Genomic DNA, 24,192 nt, shown 5'->3' with positions numbered 1-24,192 from the left:
ATATCGCATATGCGAGAAGGCTGTAATCAGTTACAAGCGTAATATACAAATGTAAAATAACGTTACATTTGACCGAATTATTGTTCGCAAAAAGAGTTACGAATTCATCGCGGGTGTCGGGCTGCGGCGCGATTTGAAACTGGCACGGCATTTGCTTTACCATTTTGCATAAGAAGCCCACCGCGTTTTACGCGGTGCCAAAAGAACGAAGGAACGGAGGGAGCAGGGGTAAATACTATCCGCTTCGATACGCCCGCAGCAATGTGCGGCGCCCGGCGGACCTCCTGCAAAACGCCTCGAATACCTTTGCCGCGATCCACTTGAATGGCCGGACGCAAGTCGTGCCTGAAGGCGCGATCCATTGTCATGCCGCTCGCACTTTCACTGGCGGTGCAGTGCACCGCTTCATGCCGGGGTCGATAGGCCTGCGGCTTAAACCTGGTGGAGGCTTATGACTATGACGTCTCTGACGCTCAACAAGATTACCTCGCAGCGCGGAATCTCCGTCGGCGAGGCAACCAAGAAGATTTCCGATCTCGGTTGGAACCCTTCCTATGTCCAGGAAGCGATGACGTTTCCGACGGACTACAAGATCAACAAGACACCGCGCGACCCGATGAAACAGGTTCTGCGGTCCTATTTCCCGATGCAGGAAGAAAAGGACAACCGTGTCTACGGCGCGCTCGATGCGGCGTTGCGTGGCGACATGTTCCGCAATGTTGAACCGCGCTGGGTCGAGTGGATGAAACTCTTCCTGGCCATCATTCCCTTCCCGGAAATTTCCGCCGCCCGCTCGATGGCGATGGTCGCGCGTATCGCACCCGGTGAGGAACTCAGAACCGGCTTCACGATGCAGATGATCGACGAGTTCCGGCACTCGACGATCCAGATGAATCTGAAGAAATGGTACATGGAGAACTACATCGATCCGGCCGGCTTCGACATCACAGAGGAAGCCTTCGGAAAGTGTTATGCCACGACCATCGGCCGTCAGTTCGCCGAGGGGTTCATCACCGGCGACACGATGACTGCCGCCTGCATGTACCTGACCGTGGTTGCCGAGACGGCCTTCACCAACACGTTGTTCGTTGCCATGCCTTCGGAAGCTGCCCGCAACGGCGACTACGCGCTGCCGACGGTTTTCCTGTCGGTACAGTCTGACGAAAGCCGGCATATCGGTAACGGCCATTCGCTGCTGATGGCTGCACTCAAGGAGCCGGAGAACCACCTGCTGCTCGAGCGCGACCTGCGTTACGCCTTCTGGCAGAACCATGCGATCGTCGACGCCGCCATCGGCACCTTCATCGAATACGGCACCACCAACCGCGACAAGAATAAGGAGTCTTACGCGGAAATGTGGCACCGCTGGATCTATGAGGACTACTACCGCACCTACATGCTGCCGCTCGAAAAATACGGCATCAAGGTCCATCACGACGACGTCCAGGCCGCCTGGGAGCGCATCACCAAGAAGAACTACGTCCACAAGGTCGGGCAGTTCTTCGCGGTCGGCTGGCCGGTCAATTTCTGGCGCATTGAGGCCCAGACCGACAAGGACTTCGAGTGGTTCGAGCATAAGTATCCGGGCTGGTATGCCGAATTCGGCGATTTCTGGAAATGGTACGCCAAGCTCAGCCACAAGGGCGAGAAGGTGCTGCTGTTCAACAGCGACGTCGGCTACGTCTACCCCCACCGCTGCTGGTCCTGCCTCGTCCCCTGCCTGATCCGCGAGGACATGGTGGTCGGCGAGATCGACGGCCAGCTTCACACCTTCGCCCACGAACTCGACAAGTGGACCGCCACAGTGGCCTTCGCTGACGAGTACGAGGGCCGTCCGACGCCCGCGATGGGCCGCTTCAGCGGCAAGCGCGAGTGGGAGACGCTCTATGACGGCTGGGATCTGGCGGATGCGATCAAGGACCTGAACTTCGTCCGTTCCGACGGCAAGACGCTGGTTCCGCAGCCGCATCTGCGCTTCGACGACAAGGAGATGTGGACGCTCGACGACGTGCGCGGCAACACGCTGGGTTCGCCGCTCAACGCGCTTCGTGCCATGTCGCCGGAGGACCGCGAGAAGCATCTGGCTGAATACCGGGCCGGCTTCACGATCAACCCCTGCAACTGATCAGACAGAGGGGGCGGGCCTCACCGCCCCCATTCTTTCACTGGAGGTCCGTATGTCGGAAACCCACACGGTCAGGCTTAGCCCGGTCAACGTCGAATTCGACGTCGAACATGGCGAAACGGTGCTTAACGCCGCGTTCCGCCAGGGCATCGCCCTGCCGCATGGCTGCAAGGAAGGGCAATGCTCGGCCTGCAAAAGCGTGTTGCTCGATGGCGAAGTCGACATGCTGAAATACTCTACCTTCGCGCTGAACGACATGGAGAAGGAGAGCGGGCACATACTCTTGTGCCGCTGCATCGCCTACTCCGACCTGGAAGTCGAGCTTCTCAACTATGACGAGGAGATCTTGGCGAAAGCGATCGCCGTGAAGACCTACAAGGGCCGGATTGCTCACATCGAGCATCTCACCCACGACATTCGCGGTATCGAAATCGAACTCGGGTCCCCAATGAAGTTCTGGGCGGGGCAATATGTCGACATCACGGTTACAACGCAAAAAGGGGAGACGATTACGCGCTCGTTCTCCATGGCAAATACGCCGGACCAAACCCAAAAACTTTCCTTCATCATCAAAAAATACCCTGAGGGAAAATTCTCCGGCGAACTCGATTCCGGAGGAATCGAGGCCGGTGCCGAAGTCACCGTCGTCGGACCCTACGGAACCTGCTTCCGCCGGGATGAACGGCAAGGACCTTTGATCCTGGTCGGTGCCGGATCCGGTATGTCGCCGATCTGGTCGATCCTCAACGACCATCTGAAAAGCGGTGAAAAGCGACCCGTCTATTTCTTCTACGGCGCCCGGACCCGCAACGACCTGTTCTATCTCGAGAGGATCGCCGAACTCGTCGGCCAGAATTCGGATGTCACCTTCATCCCCGTGCTGTCGCACGCGGCTGACGACGCCGAATGGCAAGGCGAGCGCGGTTTCGTCCACCAGAGCGTCGATGCCACGCTCAAGCAACTGGCGGTTGATGGGCAGGGCGATGTCCATGCCTGTGGCCCGCCGCCCATGATCGACGCGCTCCAACCGGTCCTGTTCATGAACGGCTTCGAAACGGAGCGGATCTTCTTCGACAAGTTCACCACATCGGCAGGTGCAACGCCGGCTCATTGAAAGCCGGCCGCGCAACCGCAACCAAACTGCAACAAGGGAGTGAAGACTATGCCTGCAACCTCGAGTTCAGTCGGATCCGGAGCCGCCGGCGCGGCGATTTTCGCCGACTCCGACAGCCGGAAATATCGGTACTTCGATCCGAAAGGCCAGCGTGCCACGCATTACGAGGACATGACTGTCGACGTTCAGCCCGATCCGGAGCGTTACCTGATCCAGAACTGGATCATCTCCTTTGCTGACGGCAACGGTGCTTATGTCAAGCAGAACACCGCCGCTCAAAGCTCAAACTGGCACGCTTTCCGCGCGCCCGATCAGGAATGGGAACGCACGCACTATCAGCGCCAGTCGAAGATCGAGACGATGGTGCAGAGCGTCATCAACAACGCCCGCAAGTCGGGTACGCCGAAGACCTTCGACCAGGCCTGGGTCAAGATCCTGCAGACGCAGCTCGGCGCCTGGAAACATGCGGAATTCGGGCTCGGCACCTCGTTGATGCAGGCGCAGCGTTACGGCTACACCCAGATGATCAACAACGCGACGCTGACCAATTCGTCCTACAAGCTGCGGCTTGCCCAGGACATCACGCTCTATCTTGCCGAGATCGGCATGGACTTGCCCGGCTGGGACGACGAGCTCGGCAAGAAGGCCTGGCTTGAGGACAAGAACTGGCAGGGCACGCGCGAAGCCGTCGAAACCATCATGGGCGCGGCCGACTATCTCGAGCAGTATTTCGCCATCAACATCGTCTTCGAACCGCTGGTCGGCGAAGTGTTCCGCTCAGGCTTCCTGATGCAGATCGCAGCCGCCAACCACGACTTCATTACGCCGGCGGTGATTTCGGCAGCCGAAGCCGACTACGAGCGCAACCTCGCCAACACGATCGACCTCATGCACATCCTCGCCAATGACGAGAAGCATGGCGCGGCCAACCGCAAGCTTTTCCAGGGCTGGGTCAAGAAGCATGGCGCGCTCGCCGACAAGGCAGCCACCGGCCTGCAGCCGATCTGGTCGATGCCGCATTCAAAGCCGGTTGCGTTCGCGGATGTCCGCGCCAAATCCGAGGAACGGATTGGCCAGATCCTCGGCGAACTCGGCCTCAAGCGCTGACACAGGAGAAATTGTCATGTCACTAGCAGCACGCGACGCAACCCATTCCAACATCTTCAAGGCGATGAAGGACATCACCTTCGAGCAGACGATTTCGCACCAGTGCGGCGTCACCATGAACGACTCCGTGGAGGCCAGGGCAATCGCCGAATTCATGGGTCAGAAGCCGGGGGTGACGATCACCTATCAGCCGGCGCTGATCCGGATCGACGGCACCGGCAAGCTGATCTTCGAGATGGACGCGATCAGCGAATATCTCGGGCGCGAGATGACGGCGGAAACCTTCGAGGTCAACACCTCCACCCACTACGGACGGATGGTGCGCGTCGACGACAACACCGTGATCCTGTTCGGCGATATGGGCGAGATGTTCGAGTACATCGAATAGCCGCCAGAAAATCGGGCGCGCTGCTGATCTGCGGCGCGCCGCGTCGATCAATCCGATTGTTGCGGAGGAAACAATGTACAGAACACCGGAAGGCAAGGACATTTTCGTGGTCGACGGCCACACCCATTTCTGGGATGGCAGCCCGGAAAACCAGAAGAATATCCACGGCAAGCAGTTCGTGGAGTGCTTCTACGCTTACCACACCGCGCTCAGCCCCAAGGAGCAGTTGTGGGAGAAGAGCAAGTTCGAGAAATACAGCGCCGACGATCTTTATCGCGACCTGTTCATCGACGGCCCGGACGATGTTGCCATCATTCAGTCGACCTATCTGAAGGATTTCTACAACAACGGCTTCAACACGATCGAGCGCAACGCCGAGGTCGCCAAGCGGTATCCGGAACGCTTTATCGTCAATGGTTCCTTCGATCCGCGCGACGGCGAAAAGGCGCTGGAATACATCCACTACATGAAGGAAACCTACGACATCAAGGGCGTGAAAATGTACACGGCCGAATGGAACGGGGATTCCAAGGGCTGGAAGCTAAACGACCCCAGAGCCTACAAATGCTTCGAGCTCTGCGAGAAGCTCGGCATCAAGAACGTTCACGTCCACAAGGGTCCAACGATCATCCCGCTAAACAAGGATGCGTTCGATGTCCATGACGTCGACTATGCGGCTACGGATTTCCAGAACCTCAACTGGATCGTCGAGCATTGCGGCCTTCCGCGCCTCGATGATTTCTGCTGGATCGCCGTCCAGGAAACGAACGTCTATGCCGGGCTGGCGGTGGCGCTGCCCTTCATCCATTCGCGTCCGCGCTATTTCGCCGAAGTGATGGCGGAACTGCTGTTCTGGTGCGGCCCGGACAAGATCCTGTTCGGTTCCGACTATGCCATCTGGACGCCGCGCTGGCTGGTCGAGCGGCTGTGGGCCATGGAACTGCCGGAAGATATCGCACGCGAGCGGGGCGTCGAACTGACGTCGGAGATCAAGGAGAAGATTCTCGGCCTCAACGCCGCGCGCCTCTACGATATCGACATCGAAGCCAAGAAGAAGGCGCTCGCCAGTTCGCCCTTCAGCATCGCGGCGGAGTAGGGCGATGACTACCGCCAGTGTTTCCGGCAGCCGCGAGAGGGAACTCTGGCGGCTCCTCGGCGAGGTCAACGACCCCGAACTCGACGAACCCGTCACCGAGATGGGTTTCGTTGAGCGGGCGGAAGTGGCGAGCGACGGCAGCGTGGAGGTCGATTTCCGCCTGCCGACCTACTGGTGCTCGCCCAACTTCGCCTTCCTCATGCTGGATGGCGTGCGCAAGGCGCTCGACCGGCTATCCTGGTCGCCCGTCTACCGGGTCACGCTTCACGACCACATGTTCGCCGAAGAGGTCAACAGCGGCATGGAAGCCGGCAGATCCTTCGGCGACATATTTGGAGAGCTGGCCGGAGACCTCGATCTCGGCACCTTGCGCGAAACGTTTGCGATGAAGGCGTTCAAGCGACGTCAGGAAGCGGTGCTGCTCAGCCTGAGACAGTGTGGTCTGCCGGATCAGGAAATTCTAGGCATGGATCTGGTTGCCTATGACGCCACCCAGTTCGGAGCGGACGAAGCAGCCAAGCAGAAGGCGAGATATCGGGCAGCTCTGATGGAGCGGTTCTCCGCGCGGCGGACCGACGATCCTGTTTTCCTGACGTGGGAGGGGCAAAAAATTCCGGTTTCGGCCTTGGGCGCGCATCTCGCTGAACTGCGCGGCGTGCGCATCAATATGGAGTTCAACGGCGCTCTTTGCCGTGGGCTCAAGCACACGAGATACAAGGAATTGGATGTGGTCGATGGTGAGCCGACGCTGGTCGATTTCATCATGGACCGGGTGCCGGTCGAGCCCGCTCCAAACATCTGAACTGCGCTGAAACAACGGCCTCCCTGGCACGAGGCCCCTAACCAACAACCCGCCCGTAAGGCGGAAGGAGGAATCATGCCCAAAATTATGCTTCACAATTCCGAGGCCCGCCGTGCGCTTGCCCGCGGTGTCTTCCGGCTGGCAGCCGCCGTCGAGCCGACGCTCGGCCCCAAAGGCATGAACGCCATGATCGACCGGCCGATCGGTACACCCATTGTCACCCGCGACGGCGTCAGCATCGCCTCCGAGATCGAACTGCACGACCGTTTCGAGAACATGGGTGCGCAGGTGGTTCGCGAAGTGTCGATGCAGACCAACGAGGTTGCAGGTGATGGTACGACGACGGCCATCGTGCTGGCCAACGCACTCATCCAGGGCGGCATCGAGGCAAATGAACACGGCGCCAAATCGGTCGATCTCTGCAAGGGGATAGATATTGCAGTGGCGACAGTGGTGGCTGCGCTCAAGGATTCGGCCAAGCCTGCCAAGGGCAACGGCATCCTCGCCTCGGTCGCCAATATTGCCGCGACCAATTCGAAGCTCGGCGCGCTGGTGGCGGAAGCGCATGAGCGAGTGGGTGCCGAAGGCGTCATCACCACCGACTTCAGCGTGACCACCGAGACCACGCTGGACGTGGTCGAAGGCATGTCCTTCGAGCGCGGCTACCTCTCGCATCACATGGTGACTGACCAGGAGAAGATGGAGGCTGTTCTCGAGCGACCTTACATCCTGATGACCGACCTCAAGATCAAGGAACCCGAACAGCTTGAAGCGGTGCGCCTCATTGCCGATCAGGATGGACGGCCGCTGCTGATCGTCTCCGAGGAAATGTCGCCGGAAGTGGTTGTGACTCTGCTCGGCAAGCAGGGCCCGGGAAAATACCTTGTCGTGCATCCGCCGGAATACGGCCATTGGCGCAAGGCGATGATGGAAGACCTGGCGATCATCACCGGTGGCAAGGTGATCGCGCGCGATCTCGGCGGCCGGCTCGAGGACATTACAGTCGAGGATCTCGGAACGGCCGATCGGGTCAAGACCAGTTCGTCCTACACCTCGATCATTCGCGGCGGCGGTGACCATGACGCGATCGCATCGCGCCGCGCCCAGGTGCAGCGGCAGTATGAAGCCTCACCGCCGAACATCGACCAGGACAAGCTGCGCGAACGCCTGGCCAAACTCTCCGGCGGTACCGCAATCCTTTATGCCGGCGGCGTGACGCCGGTGGAGCAGAAGCGGACCATTCAGCTTATCGAGGATTCGCTGAACGCGGTGCGCGCGGCATCCGAAGAGGGCGTGGTTGCTGGCGGCGGATCGGCGCTTGCCCAGATCGCACCACTGCTCGACAAGGTGGCGGCCGGTGTGGAAGGCGATGTCGCCGAAGGCGTGCGCCTGGTGAAATCGGTGCTCTCGCGGCCGCTTTGGCGCATCGCAGTCAACGCCGGTGCCGATCCCGACGCCGTCGTGGCCGAGGTCACGCGCATCAACGGCGGCTACGGCTACAACGCTTCCAACGGCAGCTACCAGAACATGTTCGAGGCGGGGATCGTCGACCCCGCTCGCGTCACTTACACCGCGCTCGCCAATGCGGCTTCGGTGGCAACGCTGATCCTGACCACCGAAACGCTGATCGGCGATCTCGCCGAGGACGAGGATCCGACCGCCGGCCCGGCACGCGGCGGCGGCTCGGAAAAGCTCGGCCGCGCCTGAAGCCGCAAATCAACCGGAACGATTTCGACGTTGAAAGGATACGACGATGAAAGCTGCCAGACTTTACGAATACGATCCGCACATGAACGTCCAGCTCAAGATCGAGGAGGTTACACCACCCACGATCACGGCTCCGGACGAAGTCATCGTGCGGGTGGGTGCAGCCGGTCTCTGCCGCACTGACCTGCACATCATAGAAGGTGTGTGGAAGCCGACAATGGACCCGGAAGGCACGCTGCTGCCTTACATCATGGGGCATGAGAATGCCGGCTGGGTCGAGGAAGTCGGCAGCGGCGTCCGGTCGGTGAAGCGCGGCGACGCCGTGATCTGCCACCCGTTCCGCTCATGCGGCATCTGTCTCAACTGCCGTCACGGCGAAGACATGTATTGCGACAACGGGCAATTTCCGGGCCTTGGCATGAATGGCGGTTTCGCCGAATATTTCATCACCAGCGAACGTTCGCTGATCAAGCTCAACCCCAATATCACGCCGATCGAGGTCGCGCCGCTGGCCGATGCTGGCATAACCGCCTACCGCGCCGCCAAGCGCGCGGCGAAACTGCTGCGGCCCGGCAGTTACTGCGTCCTGCTCGGCATTGGCGGGCTTGGGCACATCGCGCTGCAATCGCTGCATGCGATCTCGGGTTGCCGGATCATCGCTGTCGACCGCGAGCCGGCCGCGCAGCTGCTGGCCAAGGATCTTGGCGCCGACTTTGTGCTCGATGGCGGGCCGAACATCGTTGAAGAGGTCAGCCAGATCACCGGCGGCGGCGCCCATGTGGTGATCGACTTCGTCGGCGAACTGGGCGTGGAAAACATCTGCTGGAAGATGGTGCGCAAAGGCGGGCAATTGTTCGTCGTCGGCTATGGCGGCAACATCAATGTGCCGACTGCACACCTCGTCATCGAGGAAATCAACATCGGCGGCAGCCTTGTCGGCAACTTCACCGAGCTGGTCGAGTTGATGGAACTGAACGCCGACGGCAAGGTGAAGATGCACTACACCGAATACAATCTCGCCAGCATCAACACCGCACTCGACGATTTCAAGAACCGGCGGTTCACGGGCCGTGGTGTCATCGTGCCTTAAGGCCAGCCCGATCCATCGGTTACAATTCCCCAACCCCATGGCGCAATGCCGTGGGGTTCTTTTTGTGCTGACTGTCAGACGAAGCCGCGGCGGATGCCGTACTGATCGAGCTTGCGATAAAGCGTCGGCCGCGAAATTCCGAGCCTGCGCGCAACACGGCTGAGATTGCCGCCTTCCGCCGCCAGCGCATTCTTCATCGCCTGGCGTTCTGCGTCAACGAGCGTGCTGCCGAGCTGCTCGGTCCCTGCTGCTACATGAACGGCGAGCATGCTGGTCTGCTCGGAAACGGGCGTGGTGATTTCCTTGGGCAGGTCCCGGAGCCCGACGTTTCGGCCGCGCGCCAGCACATGCAGCCTTTCGATGAGGTTCTTCAGTTCGCGCACATTGCCGGGCCAACGATAGGCAAGCAGGGCATCAAGGGCATCGTGCGAGAATTCCAACGGGTCTTCGCTTGCAGCAGCCGCGATCTGCCGGTTGAAATGCTCGGTCAGCAGAAGCACGTCCTCGCCCCTGTCTCGCAGCGGCGGGACCTGGATCGAGACAGCACCGATGCGGTAGTAGAGGTCGCTGCGGAAGCGCCCGGCCGCGACTTCCTGTTTCAAGTCGCGGTTTGTCGAGGCGATGAGGCGGACGTCCACCGGGCGGCCCCTTGAGTCACCGATGCGATGGACCACGCGCTCTTCCAGAATGCGCAGCAGGAATGGCTGAATCTCGAGCGGCAATTCACCGATCTCGTCGAGGCTGAGAACGCCGCCATTGGCAAGTTCGAAGACGCCCGGCTTGCCTTCGCGTGAAGCACCGGTGAAGGCACCGGCGACGTGGCCGAACAATTCGCTGCCGAACAGTTCCTTGGTGATCGCTCCGCAATTTATAGCAATGAAAGGGTCGCTCGCGCTGCGCCGGCTGCCAGCATGAACGAGCCGCGCAAACAGCTCCTTGCCTACGCCTGTTTCGCCCTCGATCAACAATGATGTAACGCTACCCGATCGAGCCACGCGAGAGGCGATATCGACGGCCGCCAGCAGGACCTCGCTTTCGCCGACGATCATCTTCGTGGCCGTTTGCAGGTGCCTGTTCACCTCCCGGTCTATGACCGCCACGCTGGAGATGGCCGGTCCCGAAGGGAAGACGAGGGCTGCGCCGCGCAAGTTGCCGTCCAGCTTCAGCGGCGTGATGTGGCAGGATCGCAGATGCGGCGGCAACGCCTTGGCGAGCTCGTCTTCGGAGCCGCTCGGCGGAAGGTTCATGAGCCAGCGGCCGCGGCCCGGTTCCATCGGGCCGTCCCGCATTTCGGTGGTCTCGCCATCGGGGACGTTGTTGCAGAAGATCGCTCGTCCCCGGTGATCCATGATCACCAAGCCGTCCTTGCTGCGATAGCTGGGAGCGGAAGAAATGAAGGCTTCGAGCAGCCGCGTGCGCTGTTCCTGCTGTTGTTCAGCGAGCGCCTTTTCGATCTGCCTGGCCGTCGCGGCGACGAGCGCGGTGTTGTGCGGCCGGAAGATCGGCGAATAGCCCGAGAGGTCGACAACGCCGATGATCTTTCCATCCAGCGGGTCACGGATCGGCGCGCCGGCGCAGGTCCAGGATTTGATGCCCGCGCAGAAATGTTCGGCGGCGTGGACGAAAATCGGCTTGCCTGTCCACAGCGCGGTGCCGATGCCGTTGGTTCCGACGGCGTCTTCGTTCCATTTGCCGCCGATGGCTAGATGAATATCCATGCCGTCATGCAGGGTTTTCTTGTCGCCGATGGCGTCGATCAGCACGCCGTCGCTGTCGGCGAGCACCAGCATCGCGCCTGTCCCGTCCAGCAATTGTCCGAGGGACGCGAATGATCGCTGCGCTGCCGAAAGCAGTTCGGCGTTTGTACGGGTCAGATATTCGATCTCGTCGCGGTCACTGCTTAGCGGCGCTTCGATGCTCTGGGCGTTGATGCCGCCGGTTGCGCTGCGATACCAGGAGTCATGAATCAAGGTGCGGACTTGAACCGGATCGCGGGCACATTTTGGCTCGTCGGCCAGAAAACTCTCCCAGGCGCGCATGGTGGCGCGCTCGTCGTAGTCGGTGTCGTCCAGGGCTAACTGGCCGGTGCCAATCGATGTCCGGGCCGGAAGGGTATCGGTCTTGATCTGGTTGGGGCCGCTCGCGTGTTTCATTCAGTCATCACAGAACCTTTGAGGTATGCCATTTCTGTATGCTGTCGGGTTGGGCGTTCCGAAGGACGACCAGATGTGCGATCGTCAATCGATGCCGAGTTTCGCGCCGATGTCGGCGGCAAGCTGTTCTTCGGTGTAAGTCGCGGTCAGGCGGGATCCGTCCAGGTCGACAAGCGCTTCGGCAATGGTCTCGTCGACCGGCGAGAAGAATCCGTTCTGCTTGGTTGCCATGACGAAGACATGGTCCCCACCCCGGTTGCGAATATCGCCGATATGATGAAGTTGGCGTCCCGTGTTCTGATCTTTCGAGATCACACGGCCGTTCATGGTGACGTGGATGGACGGTTTGGCTTCGGCAGCAGGTGCCGATCCGCCGCCGACATGGATGATCAGGCCTTCGGCCTTCGGTTCCTGGCGTGGTTTCCTGGAGGCGGAATAGCCGCCGCCGCTGATCTGGTCGGCAAGCTTGACGATGGTCGAACGGTTCTGCTCGATCAGTCGCTTGACCTGAACATCCTCGCGCCGCGGTCCATCCCGCTTGGAGATGATCTCGACCATGAATCCTCCCAGACACAATTGGCCAAAGCCGTAGCCGAAAGTCCTTCATGCGAAACTTATCGCAGTCGGACAGGCTGCACCACAACTATAGTATGATGCGAAATGAGGCTGGTGTGGTGGTAGTGGGCTGGCACATACCCTCCGCATAGTTGGGCGTTGGGTTGGGGAATTGTTCCGACGCAACCGTCCGTTATCGTGTTGTTGCAAGACGACCGACAGCAGTTTTTCCAGGGAACAATGCCGCCTGCAGCCGGGTTGTCCTTCGATACTAACGGAGGAAAAGCCATGGCAGGACCGAAACGGCCAAACGACGACGAAGAATTGCCGAACCCGATGCCGGCGCAGTCTCCTATCGAGGAGCCGGAGCCAGACAGGTTGCCCGATGAGGAGCCGCTACCCAATCCCGACGAGGTGAGGGTGCCACCGAGACGAGCGGCAACACCGCCGCGGCCAGTGCCTGACCCGATGCCGCCGACACCACCAGGACCGATGCCCGATCCCGGGCCGGATCCACAGCCAATACCGACAAGGTGAGAGCGCCGATCACAGAGTTGTTTCCTAGACTTGCCATTACTCGGTGATAGACTTCGCGAAGAACATACGTGGAGTATCGCAAATGCAATGGCTTTCGATCTGCACAACGCTCGCAATAGGATTCTTTGTTTCTGGTTGCCAGTCGAGTTCTTCCGAGCAAACCGTCAGGCAATTTTGTGCGATTAAGGCGGTGGAATCTGGTGGATGCCGATCCGCGCGCTCGATTGCTCCGCTCGAGCCTCTGGTGAGATAGCCGACTAGAGGTGCTCGGGGAGGTCATTTCCCCGCTGATTGTCGGAGGAATTTCGGGCGATCTCGTTCGCCCGGGCGGAGCTGTTTTGGCAAGCGAAGCCGCAGTCTCCACCCAGGCGATAGTAAGTTTCGAACGCTTACATCAAGTTCACTGATTGACGAGCAAATCCTCGATCCGGATCGGGAAACGCCGGACGCGCACGCCGGTTGCGTGCCAGACTGCATTGGCGATAGCGCCCACGGTGCCTGTGATGCCGATCTCGCCCACGCCCTTCACGCCGAGCGGATTGACGTAAGGATCGTCCTCCGGGATCAGGATCGCATCGAGCGATGGCACGTCCGCATTGACCGGCACATGATACTCGGCAAGGTCGGCATTCATGATCCTGCCGGTCCTGCGGTCCGTGACCGCTTCTTCCTGCAACGCGAAGGAGATGCCCCAGATCATGCCGCCGAAATACTGGCTGCGCACGAGGCGAGGGTTGATGATGCGGCCGGCGGCGAAGGCGCCGACCAGGCGCGTCACGCGCACCTGTCCGAGATCGGGATCGACCTTCACCTCGGCGAAGACGGCGCCGTGGGAAAACATCGCATGGGCTTGGGCAACTGCCGGGTCGCGGGCGGCCTTCGCCGTGCCAACCACCTCCGTGTGGCCTGCACGCGCGAGAATTTCAGCATAGCTTTCGCTGCGTCCTTCGTCATCGCGGCGATGAAGGCGCCCGTTGCGAGCCTCAACGCCGATGTTGCCGGCGCCGAAAAGCGGCGATGTAGGATCGGCGGTGGCGAGTTCAGCAAGCCTGGCGATAGCATCCACGCCGGCATTGTGAAGAGCCAGTCCTGCGCTGGCCGTGTGGCCGGAGCCGCCGGCGATACCGCCATCGGGCAGGCTTGAGATGCCGGAATGAAGCTCGACCTGATCGGGATCCAGGCCGAGTGCTTCCGCCGCGATTTGAGCAAGAGCCGTCCAGGCGCCTTGTCCCATGTCGGCGCCCGCGGTTTCCACCAGCGCGGTACCATCGGCACGCAAGGTTGCGCGTGCCTCGGCAGGGAAATGCGGGCAGTGGAAGACCGCCGTACCCATGCCCCAGCCGACCAGGAAACCATTTTCGTCGCGCATCTGGCGCGGTTCGAGCGGCCGGCCCGACCAGCCGAAGCGTTTGGCGCCCTCGGCATAGCACTCGCGTAGGGATTTGGAGGAAAAGGGCTTGCCGCTGCCCGGCTCGGTCTCGGCATAGTTGGCGAGCCTGAATTCGAGCGGATCTATGCCGCAGGCGATGGCTGCCTCGTCCATCGCCACTTCGAGGGCGGCCGAGCCGGATGCCTCGCCCGGTGCACGCATCGGTCCAGGCGTGCCGGTGTCGAGGCGCAAGCCGTCGTGCTCGGCCAGGATGGCGGGGCTGGCGTAGAGTGGGAGTGAGGCGTTGGCCGCCGGCTCCATGAACTCGTCGAAGCTCGAGGTTGCAGCCAGCACATGGTGGTGAAGCGCGGTGAGGCGTCCTTCGCCATCCGTGCCGAGACGCAACTTCTGCCAGGTTTGCCCGCGATGTCCGACCGGGCCGTACATCTGAGCCCGGGTGAGTGCCAGCTTGACGGGTCTGTCGAGCATGCGCGCAGCAAGGATCGCGAGTATCTGCGGGCCGTTGAGGATCGCTTTCGAGCCGAAGCCGCCGCCGAGGAAGGGCGAGCGGATGAGCACATTACCGGCCGGAATGCCGAAATAGGCCGCATAGGCCGCGCAACTGAGCGCCAGCGCCTGGTTGGGCATGTCGAGGGTCACCCGGTCGCCGTCCCATTGGGCAACGACGGCGTGGGGTTCCATCGCATTGTGGTACTGCGGCGGCGTGATGTAGTCTGCCTCCGTCACCCGGACAGCCGCGGCGAGACCTGCATCGATATCGCCATAGGCCGTGCGCGACGGCGCGCCGACGCCGACGGCAGGCGTATCGAAATGCTCGCCATTTTCCAGTCCCGTGCGGGCGCTCTCGACTTCGTATTGCGGGTTGAGCAGTGCGGCCCCTTCCGTTGCCGCTTCCAGCGTTTCGGCGACTACCAGGGCTATCGGCTGGTTGACGTAGCGCACGGTGTCATCCTGCAGCACCTCGACGCGAAACCCGAAGGGCGGGATCTTCTCATCGGGATCATGCGACAAAGGCGGCCGGTTGGCCGGCGTCAGGACCTCGACGACGCCCGGATGCGCCTTTGCGGCCTCGATGTCGAGCGCTGTCACGCGACCGCGCGCGATGCTGCTGACCGCTGTCACGGCGTAGAGCATGCCTTCGGGGTGGTTGTCTGCGGCATAGGTGGCGCGGCCGGTGACCTTGAGCACGCCGTCGCGGCGGGTCAGCGGTTGGCCGGCGCTGGAACCGTGCCGACGGTGTTGCGGGGAGGGGAATGCGATCTCAGACGACATGGTTCGCTCCGGATAGTGTGGGGAAGGGCGAAGCCGGCAGCGCGGGCATGGCTTGCGGCGTTCCTTCCAAGGCGAGGCTCAAGGCGCGCGTGACGATGCGGCGCGCCAGTTCGATCTTGAAGGCGTTGTCCCCGGAGGGCCGGGCCTCTGCCAGCGCCAGCTCTGCAGCCTCGGAAAAAGCCTGCGCGGTGGCCTGTTTTCCCTCGAGCAGCGCTTCTGCCTCGCGGGCTCGCCAGGGCTTCGCGGCGACGCCGCCGAGCGCGATGCGCGCCTTGCGGATCGTGCCGCCCTCTACCTCCAGCGCGGCAGCAGCCGACACGACGGCAAAGGCATAGGAGGTGCGTTCGCGCAGTTTGATGTAACGGGCGTTGCGCGAGAAGGCAGTGGCTTCTGCCGGAAGCCTGAGCGCGACGATCAGTTCGCCGGGCAAAAGCGCTGTCTCCTGATCCGGTGTCGCGCCGGGCAACCGGTGCAGAGCGTCCAGGGCGATCTCTCGGCCGCCATGCGGGCCCTCCACCTCGACGATGGCGTCCAGTGCCGCCAGCGGCACGCAGAAGTCCGAGGGGTGGGTGGCTATGCAATGCTCGCTCCAGCCAAGCACCGCCTGCAGGCGGTTTTCGCCGCCAAGCGCGTCGCAGCCCGAGCCCGGCTCTCGCCGGTTACAGGCGCCGGCGAGGTCGTGGAAATAAGCGCAGCGCGTGCGCTGCATCAGATTGCCGCCAACAGTCGCCGCATTGCGAAGTTGCGCTGAAGCGCCGGACAGCAGCGCTTCAGCGACAACCGGGAAGGTTTTGGCGAAACGCTCGTCATAGGCGAGGTCCGAATTGCGGACCAGCGCGCCGACGCGAACGCTGCCGTCGGGCAGCCATTCTATGCGGTCGAGGCCCGGCAGCCGCGTGATGTCGATGACCCGCTCGGGCCGCGAGGCGCCCGTCTTCATCAGATCGAGCAGATTGGTGCCGGACGCGAGATAGGCCGATCCGGGAACGGCCGCGGCTGCGACGGCTTCCGGCACGCTGGCCGGGCGGATATAGTCGAAACGGTTCATGCCGCGTCCCTCCGATTGCGTTCTGCGAGGGTCTTTTGTGCTTCCAGCACTGCTTCGGTGATGCCCTGATAAGCGCCGCAGCGGCAGATATTGCCGCTCATCAATTCACGGATACGCTCGGGGTCGTTTCCGGCATTGCCTTCGGTGATGAGGCCGATGGCGCTTATGATCTGGCCGGGCGTGCAGAAGCCGCACTGGAAGCCGTCATGCTCGATGAAGGCGGCCTGGACCGGATGCAGCGCGTCGCCCTCGGCAAGCCCCTCGATGGTGGTGACGGTGGCCCCGTCTAGGCTGGCAGCCAGCGCCAGGCAGGAATTGATGCGCCGGCCATCGACGAGCACGGTGCAGGCACCGCATTGGCCGCGGTCGCAGCCCTTCTTGGTGCCGGTCAGATCGAGCCGCTCGCGCAACAGGTCAAGCAGCGTCACGCGCGGGTCGTCGAGTGCAACCGTGCGGGGCTGACCATTGATGGTGAGGCCGATGGAGAGTGACATGTGGTACTCCATTCAGGATTTGTGATGTATGGATCGGTGCTGCCGGATGGCAGCCGAGGATGCGGGCGGGAAAAGATCTGACGCGAGCCGTCTTTCGGCCCAAACTGGGAATGCGTGCCTTGTGCGTTTTCCCGATGTGCGATCTATTTATACGGAGGATGCCTCCGTATAGCAAGAGGCGACGAGCCCTGTTGGAAGAAAATGGGACCTGAGACCGCAAAAACAAGACGCAAGCCGCGCGCGGATTCGATCCGCAATCGCGAAATCCTGCTCGAGGCGGCGACGCAAATCTTCAGCGCCGGCGGTCCGCAGGCGAGCCTGGAGGCGGTTGCGCGGCAGGCGGGCGTGGGGATCGGAACGCTCTATCGCCATTTCCCGACGCGCGAAGCATTGTTCGAGGCTGTCTATCGCCATGAGGTCGATCACCTCGGCGAACTCGCTGAGTTGCTTGCCCGCGACAGTGATCCGGTCGAGGCGCTGCGCAAATGGTTGCACGCCAATGTTCGCCTCGTGGCAACCAAGAAGGGCATGGTCGAGGGGCTTCAGCTCGTTGCGCACGGCTCGACCGAGCTGAAGGCTTATTCCTTCGAGCGATTGAGCAATGCGATCGGCCTGCTGCTCGATCGCGGGGTTGCGGCGGGTGAAATCCGTTCCGACATTTCGCCGGAAGACCTGTTGCGAACCTTGGTCGGCATTTTCTATTCGCAGGGCACGGCCGACTGGCAGCCGGCAGCGCTGCGCCTGGTCGATGTGTTCGTCGACGGGCTGCGAATGCGTTGAGGCAACCTATTATCTGCTAGAGCGGTTCAGTTTTTGATAGAATCGTTGAACCGCTCTAAGTATTTGTTTTTACGCAATTCCGGACGGAAAATCGTTTCACACTTTTCCTGGAATTGCTCTAACGCCGCCGCCATGCCTGGGTGCGTGTCAGGAGTGTGCGGGATATGCCTGCGTGCACGAGCCGGGCAACGACATTCGTGTAGAAGATCATCATGCCCATAGCCGCGGCGGGTGCCACGTCGCCGGCGTCGTCCATGTTGAGAACGGCGACCGAAGCGAGCTGCGTGTGCGTGGAATACAGAAACACGACCGCAGACACCGTCGTCATCGCATTGACGAAGAGGTAGATCGAAATGTCGAGAATGGCCGGCAGCGATACCGGAACCGTGACACGGAAGAACAGCTTGTAGAATGGCTGCTTGAGCGATGCGGCAACCGGTTCGAACTCCCGGTCCATCTGCTTCAATGCCGTCAGTGCGGTCAGATGCGAGACGGTGTAGAAATGCGTCACGGTGCTGACGACGAGGATGGCCATCGTTCCGTAGATCGCGTTGAACGGGTTCGACGGGTTGTTGAAGAAGAAGATGTAGGCGAGGCCGAGGACCATGCCGGGCACGGCCATCGGCAGCATGGCGAGGAACTGGAACAGCGTGCGCCCGAGCGGGAAGCCTTCGCTCTTCTCGACCATATAGGCGCCGACGAAGACGATGACCGTGCCGAAGATCGCCGTCAGCAGCGCCATCTTGATCGAATTCGCATAGGCGCCCCAGCCGCCGCCATCGACCAGGTCGAAGCGGAAATTCTTGAGCGTCGGCGTCAGGTCGTAGGGCCAGAATTTTACCGTCGCCGCCAGCTGGCAGACACCGATCAGGGTGAGGATGAACAGGGCAACCGCTGCGCAATAGGCGAAGCACATCCAGTCGAAGCGCGCATTAGGCTTGGGCTGATAGGGCACCGAGCGAGCCGACAGCAGCGCGACCTGTTTTTTCTGGATCAGGCGGTCGACAAAGAAAGCGGCGGCGGCCGGCACAAGCAGGATGACGGAGACGACCGCGCCCATCTCGAAATTCTGCTGGCCGATAACCTGCTTGTAGATATCGACCGCCAGCATGTTGTACTGGCCGCCGATGACCTTGGGCAGGCCGAAATCGGTGACCACCATGGTGAAGACCACGAAGGCCGCCGAGATGATGCCGTAGCGTGCGCCGGGGACCGTGACAGTCCAGAAGGTGCGCCATTTGCTGGCCCGCAACGAGGCCGCCGCCTCATAATGACGAGCGTCGGCGATCGCGAGAGCCGTGGATACGATCAGCAGGGCATGGGGCAGGGTGAAGAACACCGAGCCGACGACGATGCCGATGGGGCCGTAGATGGAGTAGCCCATCATGGCTTCTTTCAGCAGGCCCTGGTTGCCGAACAGATAGACCAGCGCAATGCCCGGCAACAGCGACGGCACGAGGATCGGGATCGTCGTGACGAGCCTGAAGAAGCCTTTCAAGCGCATCTGGCTGCGGTTCAGCGCATAGGCGAGGCCAAACGCGATCGCGATGACAAGCACCGTCGTGATCACGCCCATGAGGACGGAGTTATAGATCGCCTGCGTCAGCGACGGCGTCGAGAAATAGCTGACGAAATTGTCGAGGCCCGTGGCGGTCGACGGTCGCAGTGAGACGCGGCGGAAGGTGTTGGAGTCGAGCTCCAGCCAATCGGTGCCGCGATGCAGTTCCGAGCCGACAAGGAATGAGGCGGCGCTGTCCATGCCGCGTATGCGATATTTGACAGGGCTGCGGAAGCTGAAATCGGGGAACAGGCCGGTCACCGACAGTCGATCGCCGGAACCGGCGTCGAGTTGTTCAGGCGTTATGGCATGGGTCTCGGCATTCAGCGCTGCAGCAGTCTTGGCCGGGCCGAAATTCGCGCCGGTCTCGTCGCTGCGCTGGATCTCGAAGGCGTCGAGATCGAAGTGATAGGTCGTGACGGATTTCGACAGGAGCACATAGAGGGGCGCGGCCAGCGCCACCAGAAGATAGAGCGAGATGACGACCATCAACCCGCGCTTGATGATGTCGTCCGAAGACACCTGCGGGCGCAACGCCCGGCCTGCCGGCATGGTCAGCGTTGCAGTGGCCATCTCAGGCAGCCTTTCCGAAGACGAGTAGGCGTTCGCTCGGCAGCTCGACACGCATCGCGCCACCCACAGCGATGCCGAGCCGGCGAACCGCATTGATGGAGAAATCGGCGATTAGGATGCGAGAGCCCAGACGCGGCGACGACAGCCGCGTACGCCAGAAGCTGCCGAGAAATTCCATCTCCGTGACGGTCACCTCGATCAGGTTCTCCGGCGTTCCGACCTTGTCGGTGCCGCCCATTGAATGTGGAATGATGTCCACGGGCCGGATCACCGCCGTTGCGTCGCCGGCGAGCGCGAGCTGATGAGGCGCACACGCCAGTTCGGTGCCTTCCACGGCCAGCCTGTCGTCCGCCAGAACCTTGGCCGGGATCTGGTTGGTCTCGCCGATGAAATCGGCGACGAAAAGCGTGGACGGCTGGCGATAGATTTCTGTGGGCGTGCCGATCTGTTCGATGACGCCGTGGTTCATCACCACGATGCGGTCTGCCATCGACAGCGCTTCTTCCTGGTCGTGCGTTACCATGATGGTCGTCACGCCGAGCTTGCGCTGCAGTTCCTTGATTTCATGGCGCAGATGCACCCGCACCTTGGCGTCCAGAGCCGAAAGCGGCTCGTCCAGCAGAAGCAGGCCGGGCGCCACGGCCATGGCGCGCGCCAGCGCGATGCGCTGCTGCTGGCCGCCGGACAGCTGGGCGGGATACTTCTTGGCCTGGCTGGCAAGCCCGACAAGGGCAAGCAGCTCGGCGACGCGCGCATTGATTTCCGCCCTCGGGCGTCCCGCATTCTCCAGGCCGAAGGCTATGTTCCGTTCGATCGTCAGGTTGGGGAACAGCGCGTAGGATTGAAAGACGATGCCGTAGTCGCGTTTCGACGGCGGCAAGGTCGAGATGTCCTTGCCGGCCTGATGGATCGTTCCGCGCGTCTGCAGGTCGAGGCCGGCAACGGCGCGCAGCAGCGTGGTCTTGCCGCAACCCGATGGCCCGAGGAAGCAGACGAATTCGCCTTCCCGGATCGAAAGCGACACGCCTTTGAGCGCGATGAATTCGCCGAATGCCTTCCACAGGCCGTCGATTTCAAGATAGGCCGGCTTGCCGGTCATTGGACGCACCTCGGTCGGCGTCGCCGGTTGGCCGGCCACGATCTCATGTCTCATTCTAGCCACCAGTGCTTGGTTGCGAAAAGGGCGCCGCATTGCTGGGCGCCCCTCTTCAGAGCTGCGATCAGCTCTTCGGCTCGGACTTGGCGTCGTAGCGCTTGGCCCATTCCGTCAGGATCGCCTTGCGGTTGTTGGCTGCCCACTCGAAGTCGTTCTTGATCATGTGGGAGGCAACGTCGGCCGGCAGGTTTTCAACCGGCTTGGCAATGCCGGGATAAGCGAGCACGGCGTAGCCTTGATTGTACATCTCGTTGGCTTCCTTGGAGACCGAGAAGTCGACCAGCTTCTTGGCCGCGTCGAGGTTTGCCGTGCCTGCGATGATGGCGGTTGCCTCGGCCTCCCAGCCCGAACCTTCTTCCGGGAAGATGATGTCGATCGGCGCGCCGGCGCTCTTGGCCTTGGCGCCGGGGAACTCGAAGGAAACGCCAATCACCGTCTCGCCGGCGCCGGCCATCTTGCAAGGCTTGGAGCCGGAATGGGTGTAGGCCGAGATGTTTTCATGCAGGCCGTCCATGAAGGCCCAGGCATCCTTCTCGCCGAAGGTCTGCATCCAGGCGGAGACGTCGAGGAAGCCGGTGCCCGAGGAGTTGGGGTTCGGCATGACGACATGGCCCTTGTATTCAGGCTTGGTCAGGTCCTTCCAGGACTTAGGTGCTGTGATGCCGAGCTTCTTGGCCTCGACGGTGTTGAAGCACAGCGCCGCGACATAGGCGTCCATGCCGGTCCATGACGGAGGCGTGGTGCTGTCGACGAAGCGCGGGTCGAGTTTTTCCACGCCGGCAGGGGCGTAGGGCTCCAGCATGCCTTCACCCTTGAGCAGCAGGAGCGAGGTCGCAGCCAGTCCCCAGACTACGTCGGCCTGCGGATTGTCCTTTTCGGCCAGCAGTTTGGCTGTCATGACGCCGGTGGAGTCGCGAACCCAGTTGATCTTGATGTCGGGATTGGCTTTCTCGAACTCAGCCTTGTAGCGGTCGAGATCGACGGCCTCGATCGCGGTGTAGACGGTGAGGTTGGTTTCGGCAAAAGCGGCAGATGCCGAGAGAGTTGCCGCCAGCGCGGCAATGACGATGGATGCGGTATTCTTCATGGTTTGGTTCCCCATTTGACACAATCTGCGATGTATCGAGGCGCTCATGCTCTATGGCAGTTCACCGGTCGTTTGCGCCGGTCGATGTCGCCCATGTGTCAATCGTGAAGCCGTATGGTCGATAAGTAAAATCTATTTATCCTATAAAGCTATCATCTGAGGCGATAGTAGTCATGCTGCTGTCACACTACTCGGAGACAGCCAGCGTCACCACGCCGAGGGCGACGACAAGGGCTGCAAGAACGCGCCCGAACCATGGTCTTTCACGAAAGAAAACCACGCCGATCAGGGCAGCGATGATGACGCTCGACTCTCTGACTGCCGATACCGCGCCGATGTGAGCGATCGTCTTGGCGTAGAGAACGAGGCCGTAGGCGGTGACCGCGAAGAGCCCGCCGACCAGACCGATCCCGACGATTTTCCAATCGATCCGAATGCCCGCCCTGCGGCGGCTTGCCAGGATCGCCAAGGTGACCGGCGACTCGAGCAGGAAGAGCCATCCCATATAGCCGGTGGGGCTTTCGGAGAATCGAACCCCGACGCCGTCGGCGACGGAATAGGCTGCAATGCTGAGACCGAGCAGTGCTGCGACCAGAACTGCCTTGCCGTCTGCGTGACCGGCGCCGCGTTGCAGCGCCAGGAATGCAATGCCGGCGGTGACGAGTGCGAGGCCTGACCAGCCGAGCGGCGACAGCGTCTCGCCGATCATCAGAAAGGTGCCGATGGCAACAAGCGCCGGCGCCATGCCGCGCGATATCGGATAGACTTGGCTCAAGTCGCCCAGCCGGTAGGCCTGGAACAGCAGGACATAGTAGCCGTAGTGGACGACGGTCGACACCGCTATCGAAGGCCAGCTCGCGACGGCAGGCGGCGGCGATATCGCGATCAGCAGGATGCCGGCCAGCGCATGCATGGCGGAGACCGCGGCCAATGTGAGCGCACGATCGGGCGCGGCCTTTACGAGCGCGTTCCAGCTCGCATGAAGAAGTGCTGCGAAAAGTACGATCGACAGTGCGGTTGCTGACACGCCTGCTAACCGAACATCTCGGCGATCGTTTCTTCGCCAATCGCAAATCCGGTGCTGGCGCCGGTTCCGCTGGTAACCATCACCAGCCTCACGTCTTCATGCGGCTCGTCCGTGAAGCTCGCATGTTCGGACGCTGAAGCGTAGGTGCCGGTCCAGCGCGCGAGCACATTTGGCGTCGATCCCCCGAAAAGTGCGGCGAATTCGTCGAGGATCAGGCGGTCGACCTCATCGGAGGCAAAGGGGTCCGGCGTGAGGCCATAGTGGTGGGAATCGCCGACGACCAGCGACCCGTCCGCGCTCTGGACGACGATCAGATGGACGCCGTTGTCGAGCGCCCGGGAGCATTGGCTGGTCAACGTCTTTCGCAGCGACGCAGCCTCAGGCAGCGCCGCATAACCGGCGTAGCGCAGCAGGCTGAGATCCGAGACTAGCGCCGAGCGCAGCTTGTGACCCGGATTAGCAAGCCGCAGCATCTGCAGCTTGCAGCGGCGGATGCCGTACTTGCCGATGCGCTCCGGATAGAGAGTGGCGAGGTCGTCGCCCGGGCAGACCACGATCTTTGCCGCTCGCACCGGGCCGTGGCTGGTTTCGACAACCGGAGGCGCAATGGCCGAGACGGCGACGCCGCGACGGAATTCGACGCCGTGGCGCTCCGCCAGGAACGACGCTAGCTTCGGCAACGCTTCGCGCGATTCCACGCGCAGCTCGAAAGGGCTGTAGAGGCCACCGACGATTTTAGAACTATCGAGGCCGGGCTGATGGCCAGTTACCTCGTCGCTGGTCAGCAGCCGGCAGTCTAGCCCGTGCTCGCCTGCCTTGAACGCTTCAAGCAGCGCGAGCGCTTCGGGGCGTTGCGCGGCGACGAGTTTGCCCTGCTGGAGGATTTCTATTCCGGCCTGCCCGGCGAGGCTCAACCATACCTCGCGCGACCGTTCGGCGTATTGGCGCGAAATGCCGGCTTCCTGACCGGTGACCACGACGAGCCCGAAGTTGCGGATCGAGGCGCCGTTGGCCTGTGCATCGCGGTCGATGACGACGACGCGCAGGCCGCGGCGCGCGGCAGCGAGCGCATGCGCAAGGCCGACGATGCCGGCGCCGACGACAGCCAGATCATATTGCATGTCAGTCATGGA

19 protein-coding genes are annotated in these 24,192 nt (G+C 61.7%); 9 read left to right on the top strand and 10 right to left on the bottom strand.

What is annotated here, in order from left to right; genetic code table 11:
- The first annotated feature begins 451 nt into the window (after positions 1–451).
- From BM413_RS10635 to BM413_RS10600, 8 genes are all read left to right on the top strand, one after another.
- Positions 452–2,125 carry an aromatic/alkene/methane monooxygenase hydroxylase/oxygenase subunit alpha gene (locus tag BM413_RS10635; protein ID WP_197716844.1) on the top strand — a complete coding sequence of 558 codons (1,674 nt, stop codon included), beginning with the start codon at positions 452–454 and terminating at the stop codon, positions 2,123–2,125.
- Between the two features lie 52 nt (positions 2,126–2,177).
- Positions 2,178–3,239, top strand: a complete 1,062-nt coding sequence (locus BM413_RS10630) for an NADH:ubiquinone reductase (Na(+)-transporting) subunit F (protein ID WP_091913105.1) — start codon at positions 2,178–2,180, stop codon at positions 3,237–3,239.
- A gap of 48 nt (positions 3,240–3,287) precedes the next feature.
- Positions 3,288–4,346: an aromatic/alkene monooxygenase hydroxylase subunit beta gene (locus tag BM413_RS10625; protein ID WP_091913103.1), complete on the top strand. Its 1,059-nt coding sequence runs from the start codon at positions 3,288–3,290 to the stop codon at positions 4,344–4,346.
- A gap of 16 nt (positions 4,347–4,362) precedes the next feature.
- On the top strand, positions 4,363–4,734 hold the full coding sequence (locus BM413_RS10620) for an MmoB/DmpM family protein (protein ID WP_091913101.1): 372 nt from the start codon (positions 4,363–4,365) through the stop codon (positions 4,732–4,734).
- Between the two features lie 73 nt (positions 4,735–4,807).
- The gene (locus BM413_RS10615; protein ID WP_091913099.1) at positions 4,808–5,830 is read left to right on the top strand and encodes an amidohydrolase family protein; all 1,023 of its coding nucleotides are present in this window, start codon (positions 4,808–4,810) and stop codon (positions 5,828–5,830) included.
- Positions 5,831–5,834: 4 nt separating this feature from the next.
- A complete protein-coding gene (locus BM413_RS10610) occupies positions 5,835–6,632 on the top strand; it encodes an iron-sulfur cluster assembly protein (protein ID WP_091913097.1) in 798 nt (265 codons plus the stop codon).
- Positions 6,633–6,707: 75 nt separating this feature from the next.
- Positions 6,708–8,339, top strand: coding sequence for a molecular chaperone GroEL (locus BM413_RS10605; RefSeq protein ID WP_091913095.1), 1,632 nt, complete (start codon positions 6,708–6,710; stop codon positions 8,337–8,339).
- Between the two features lie 46 nt (positions 8,340–8,385).
- Positions 8,386–9,429 (top strand): NAD(P)-dependent alcohol dehydrogenase, encoded by a 1,044-nt coding sequence (locus BM413_RS10600; RefSeq protein ID WP_091913093.1) that lies wholly within the window; start codon positions 8,386–8,388, stop codon positions 9,427–9,429.
- A 74-nt stretch (positions 9,430–9,503) separates the two neighbouring features.
- Here BM413_RS10600 and BM413_RS10595 read toward each other — a convergent pair whose 3' ends face one another.
- The 5 genes from BM413_RS10595 to BM413_RS10575 form a co-directional block, all read right to left on the bottom strand.
- The gene (locus BM413_RS10595) at positions 9,504–11,582 is read right to left on the bottom strand and encodes a sigma-54-dependent Fis family transcriptional regulator (RefSeq protein ID WP_091913088.1); all 2,079 of its coding nucleotides are present in this window, start codon (positions 11,580–11,582) and stop codon (positions 9,504–9,506) included.
- Positions 11,583–11,666: 84 nt separating this feature from the next.
- Positions 11,667–12,140 (bottom strand): hypothetical protein, encoded by a 474-nt coding sequence (locus BM413_RS10590; RefSeq protein WP_091913087.1) that lies wholly within the window; start codon positions 12,138–12,140, stop codon positions 11,667–11,669.
- A 934-nt stretch (positions 12,141–13,074) separates the two neighbouring features.
- Positions 13,075–15,336, bottom strand: coding sequence for a xanthine dehydrogenase family protein molybdopterin-binding subunit (locus BM413_RS10585; protein ID WP_091913085.1), 2,262 nt, complete (start codon positions 15,334–15,336; stop codon positions 13,075–13,077).
- A complete protein-coding gene (locus BM413_RS10580) occupies positions 15,326–16,384 on the bottom strand; it encodes an FAD binding domain-containing protein (RefSeq protein WP_091913084.1) in 1,059 nt (352 codons plus the stop codon). Before BM413_RS10580 ends, BM413_RS10585 begins: the two co-directional genes overlap by 11 nt.
- The gene (locus BM413_RS10575; protein WP_091913083.1) at positions 16,381–16,878 is read right to left on the bottom strand and encodes a (2Fe-2S)-binding protein; all 498 of its coding nucleotides are present in this window, start codon (positions 16,876–16,878) and stop codon (positions 16,381–16,383) included. The genes BM413_RS10580 and BM413_RS10575 overlap by 4 nt, the downstream gene beginning before the upstream one ends.
- A gap of 201 nt (positions 16,879–17,079) precedes the next feature.
- Between BM413_RS10575 and BM413_RS10570 the strand changes: the two genes are divergently transcribed.
- Positions 17,080–17,658 (top strand): TetR/AcrR family transcriptional regulator, encoded by a 579-nt coding sequence (locus tag BM413_RS10570; protein WP_091913082.1) that lies wholly within the window; start codon positions 17,080–17,082, stop codon positions 17,656–17,658.
- Between the two features lie 118 nt (positions 17,659–17,776).
- Here the strand turns inward: BM413_RS10570 and BM413_RS10565 are convergent, their stop codons facing one another.
- The 5 genes from BM413_RS10565 to BM413_RS10545 all read right to left on the bottom strand — a co-directional run bounded on the left by BM413_RS10565 (position 17,777) and on the right by BM413_RS10545 (position 24,189).
- Positions 17,777–19,789 carry a putative 2-aminoethylphosphonate ABC transporter permease subunit gene (locus BM413_RS10565; RefSeq protein WP_091913081.1) on the bottom strand — a complete coding sequence of 671 codons (2,013 nt, stop codon included), beginning with the start codon at positions 19,787–19,789 and terminating at the stop codon, positions 17,777–17,779.
- 1 nt (position 19,790) lies between these two features.
- Positions 19,791–20,888 carry a putative 2-aminoethylphosphonate ABC transporter ATP-binding protein gene (locus BM413_RS10560; RefSeq protein WP_244537840.1) on the bottom strand — a complete coding sequence of 366 codons (1,098 nt, stop codon included), beginning with the start codon at positions 20,886–20,888 and terminating at the stop codon, positions 19,791–19,793.
- A 121-nt stretch (positions 20,889–21,009) separates the two neighbouring features.
- The gene (locus tag BM413_RS10555; RefSeq protein ID WP_091913080.1) at positions 21,010–22,032 is read right to left on the bottom strand and encodes a putative 2-aminoethylphosphonate ABC transporter substrate-binding protein; all 1,023 of its coding nucleotides are present in this window, start codon (positions 22,030–22,032) and stop codon (positions 21,010–21,012) included.
- Positions 22,033–22,219: 187 nt separating this feature from the next.
- Positions 22,220–23,059, bottom strand: coding sequence for an EamA family transporter (locus BM413_RS10550; RefSeq protein ID WP_091913079.1), 840 nt, complete (start codon positions 23,057–23,059; stop codon positions 22,220–22,222).
- Between the two features lie 5 nt (positions 23,060–23,064).
- Complete coding sequence (locus tag BM413_RS10545; RefSeq protein WP_091913078.1) at positions 23,065–24,189, bottom strand: TIGR03364 family FAD-dependent oxidoreductase; 1,125 nt, start codon at positions 24,187–24,189, stop codon at positions 23,065–23,067.
- Positions 24,190–24,192 lie beyond the last annotated feature (3 nt).

The sequence above is a fragment of the Mesorhizobium sp. YR577 genome (assembly GCF_900116595.1).
Lineage (GTDB): Bacteria > Pseudomonadota > Alphaproteobacteria > Rhizobiales > Rhizobiaceae > Mesorhizobium_M.
The sequence above is the reverse complement of the archived record's forward strand: the minus strand, read 5'-3'. Positions and strand labels throughout refer to the sequence as shown.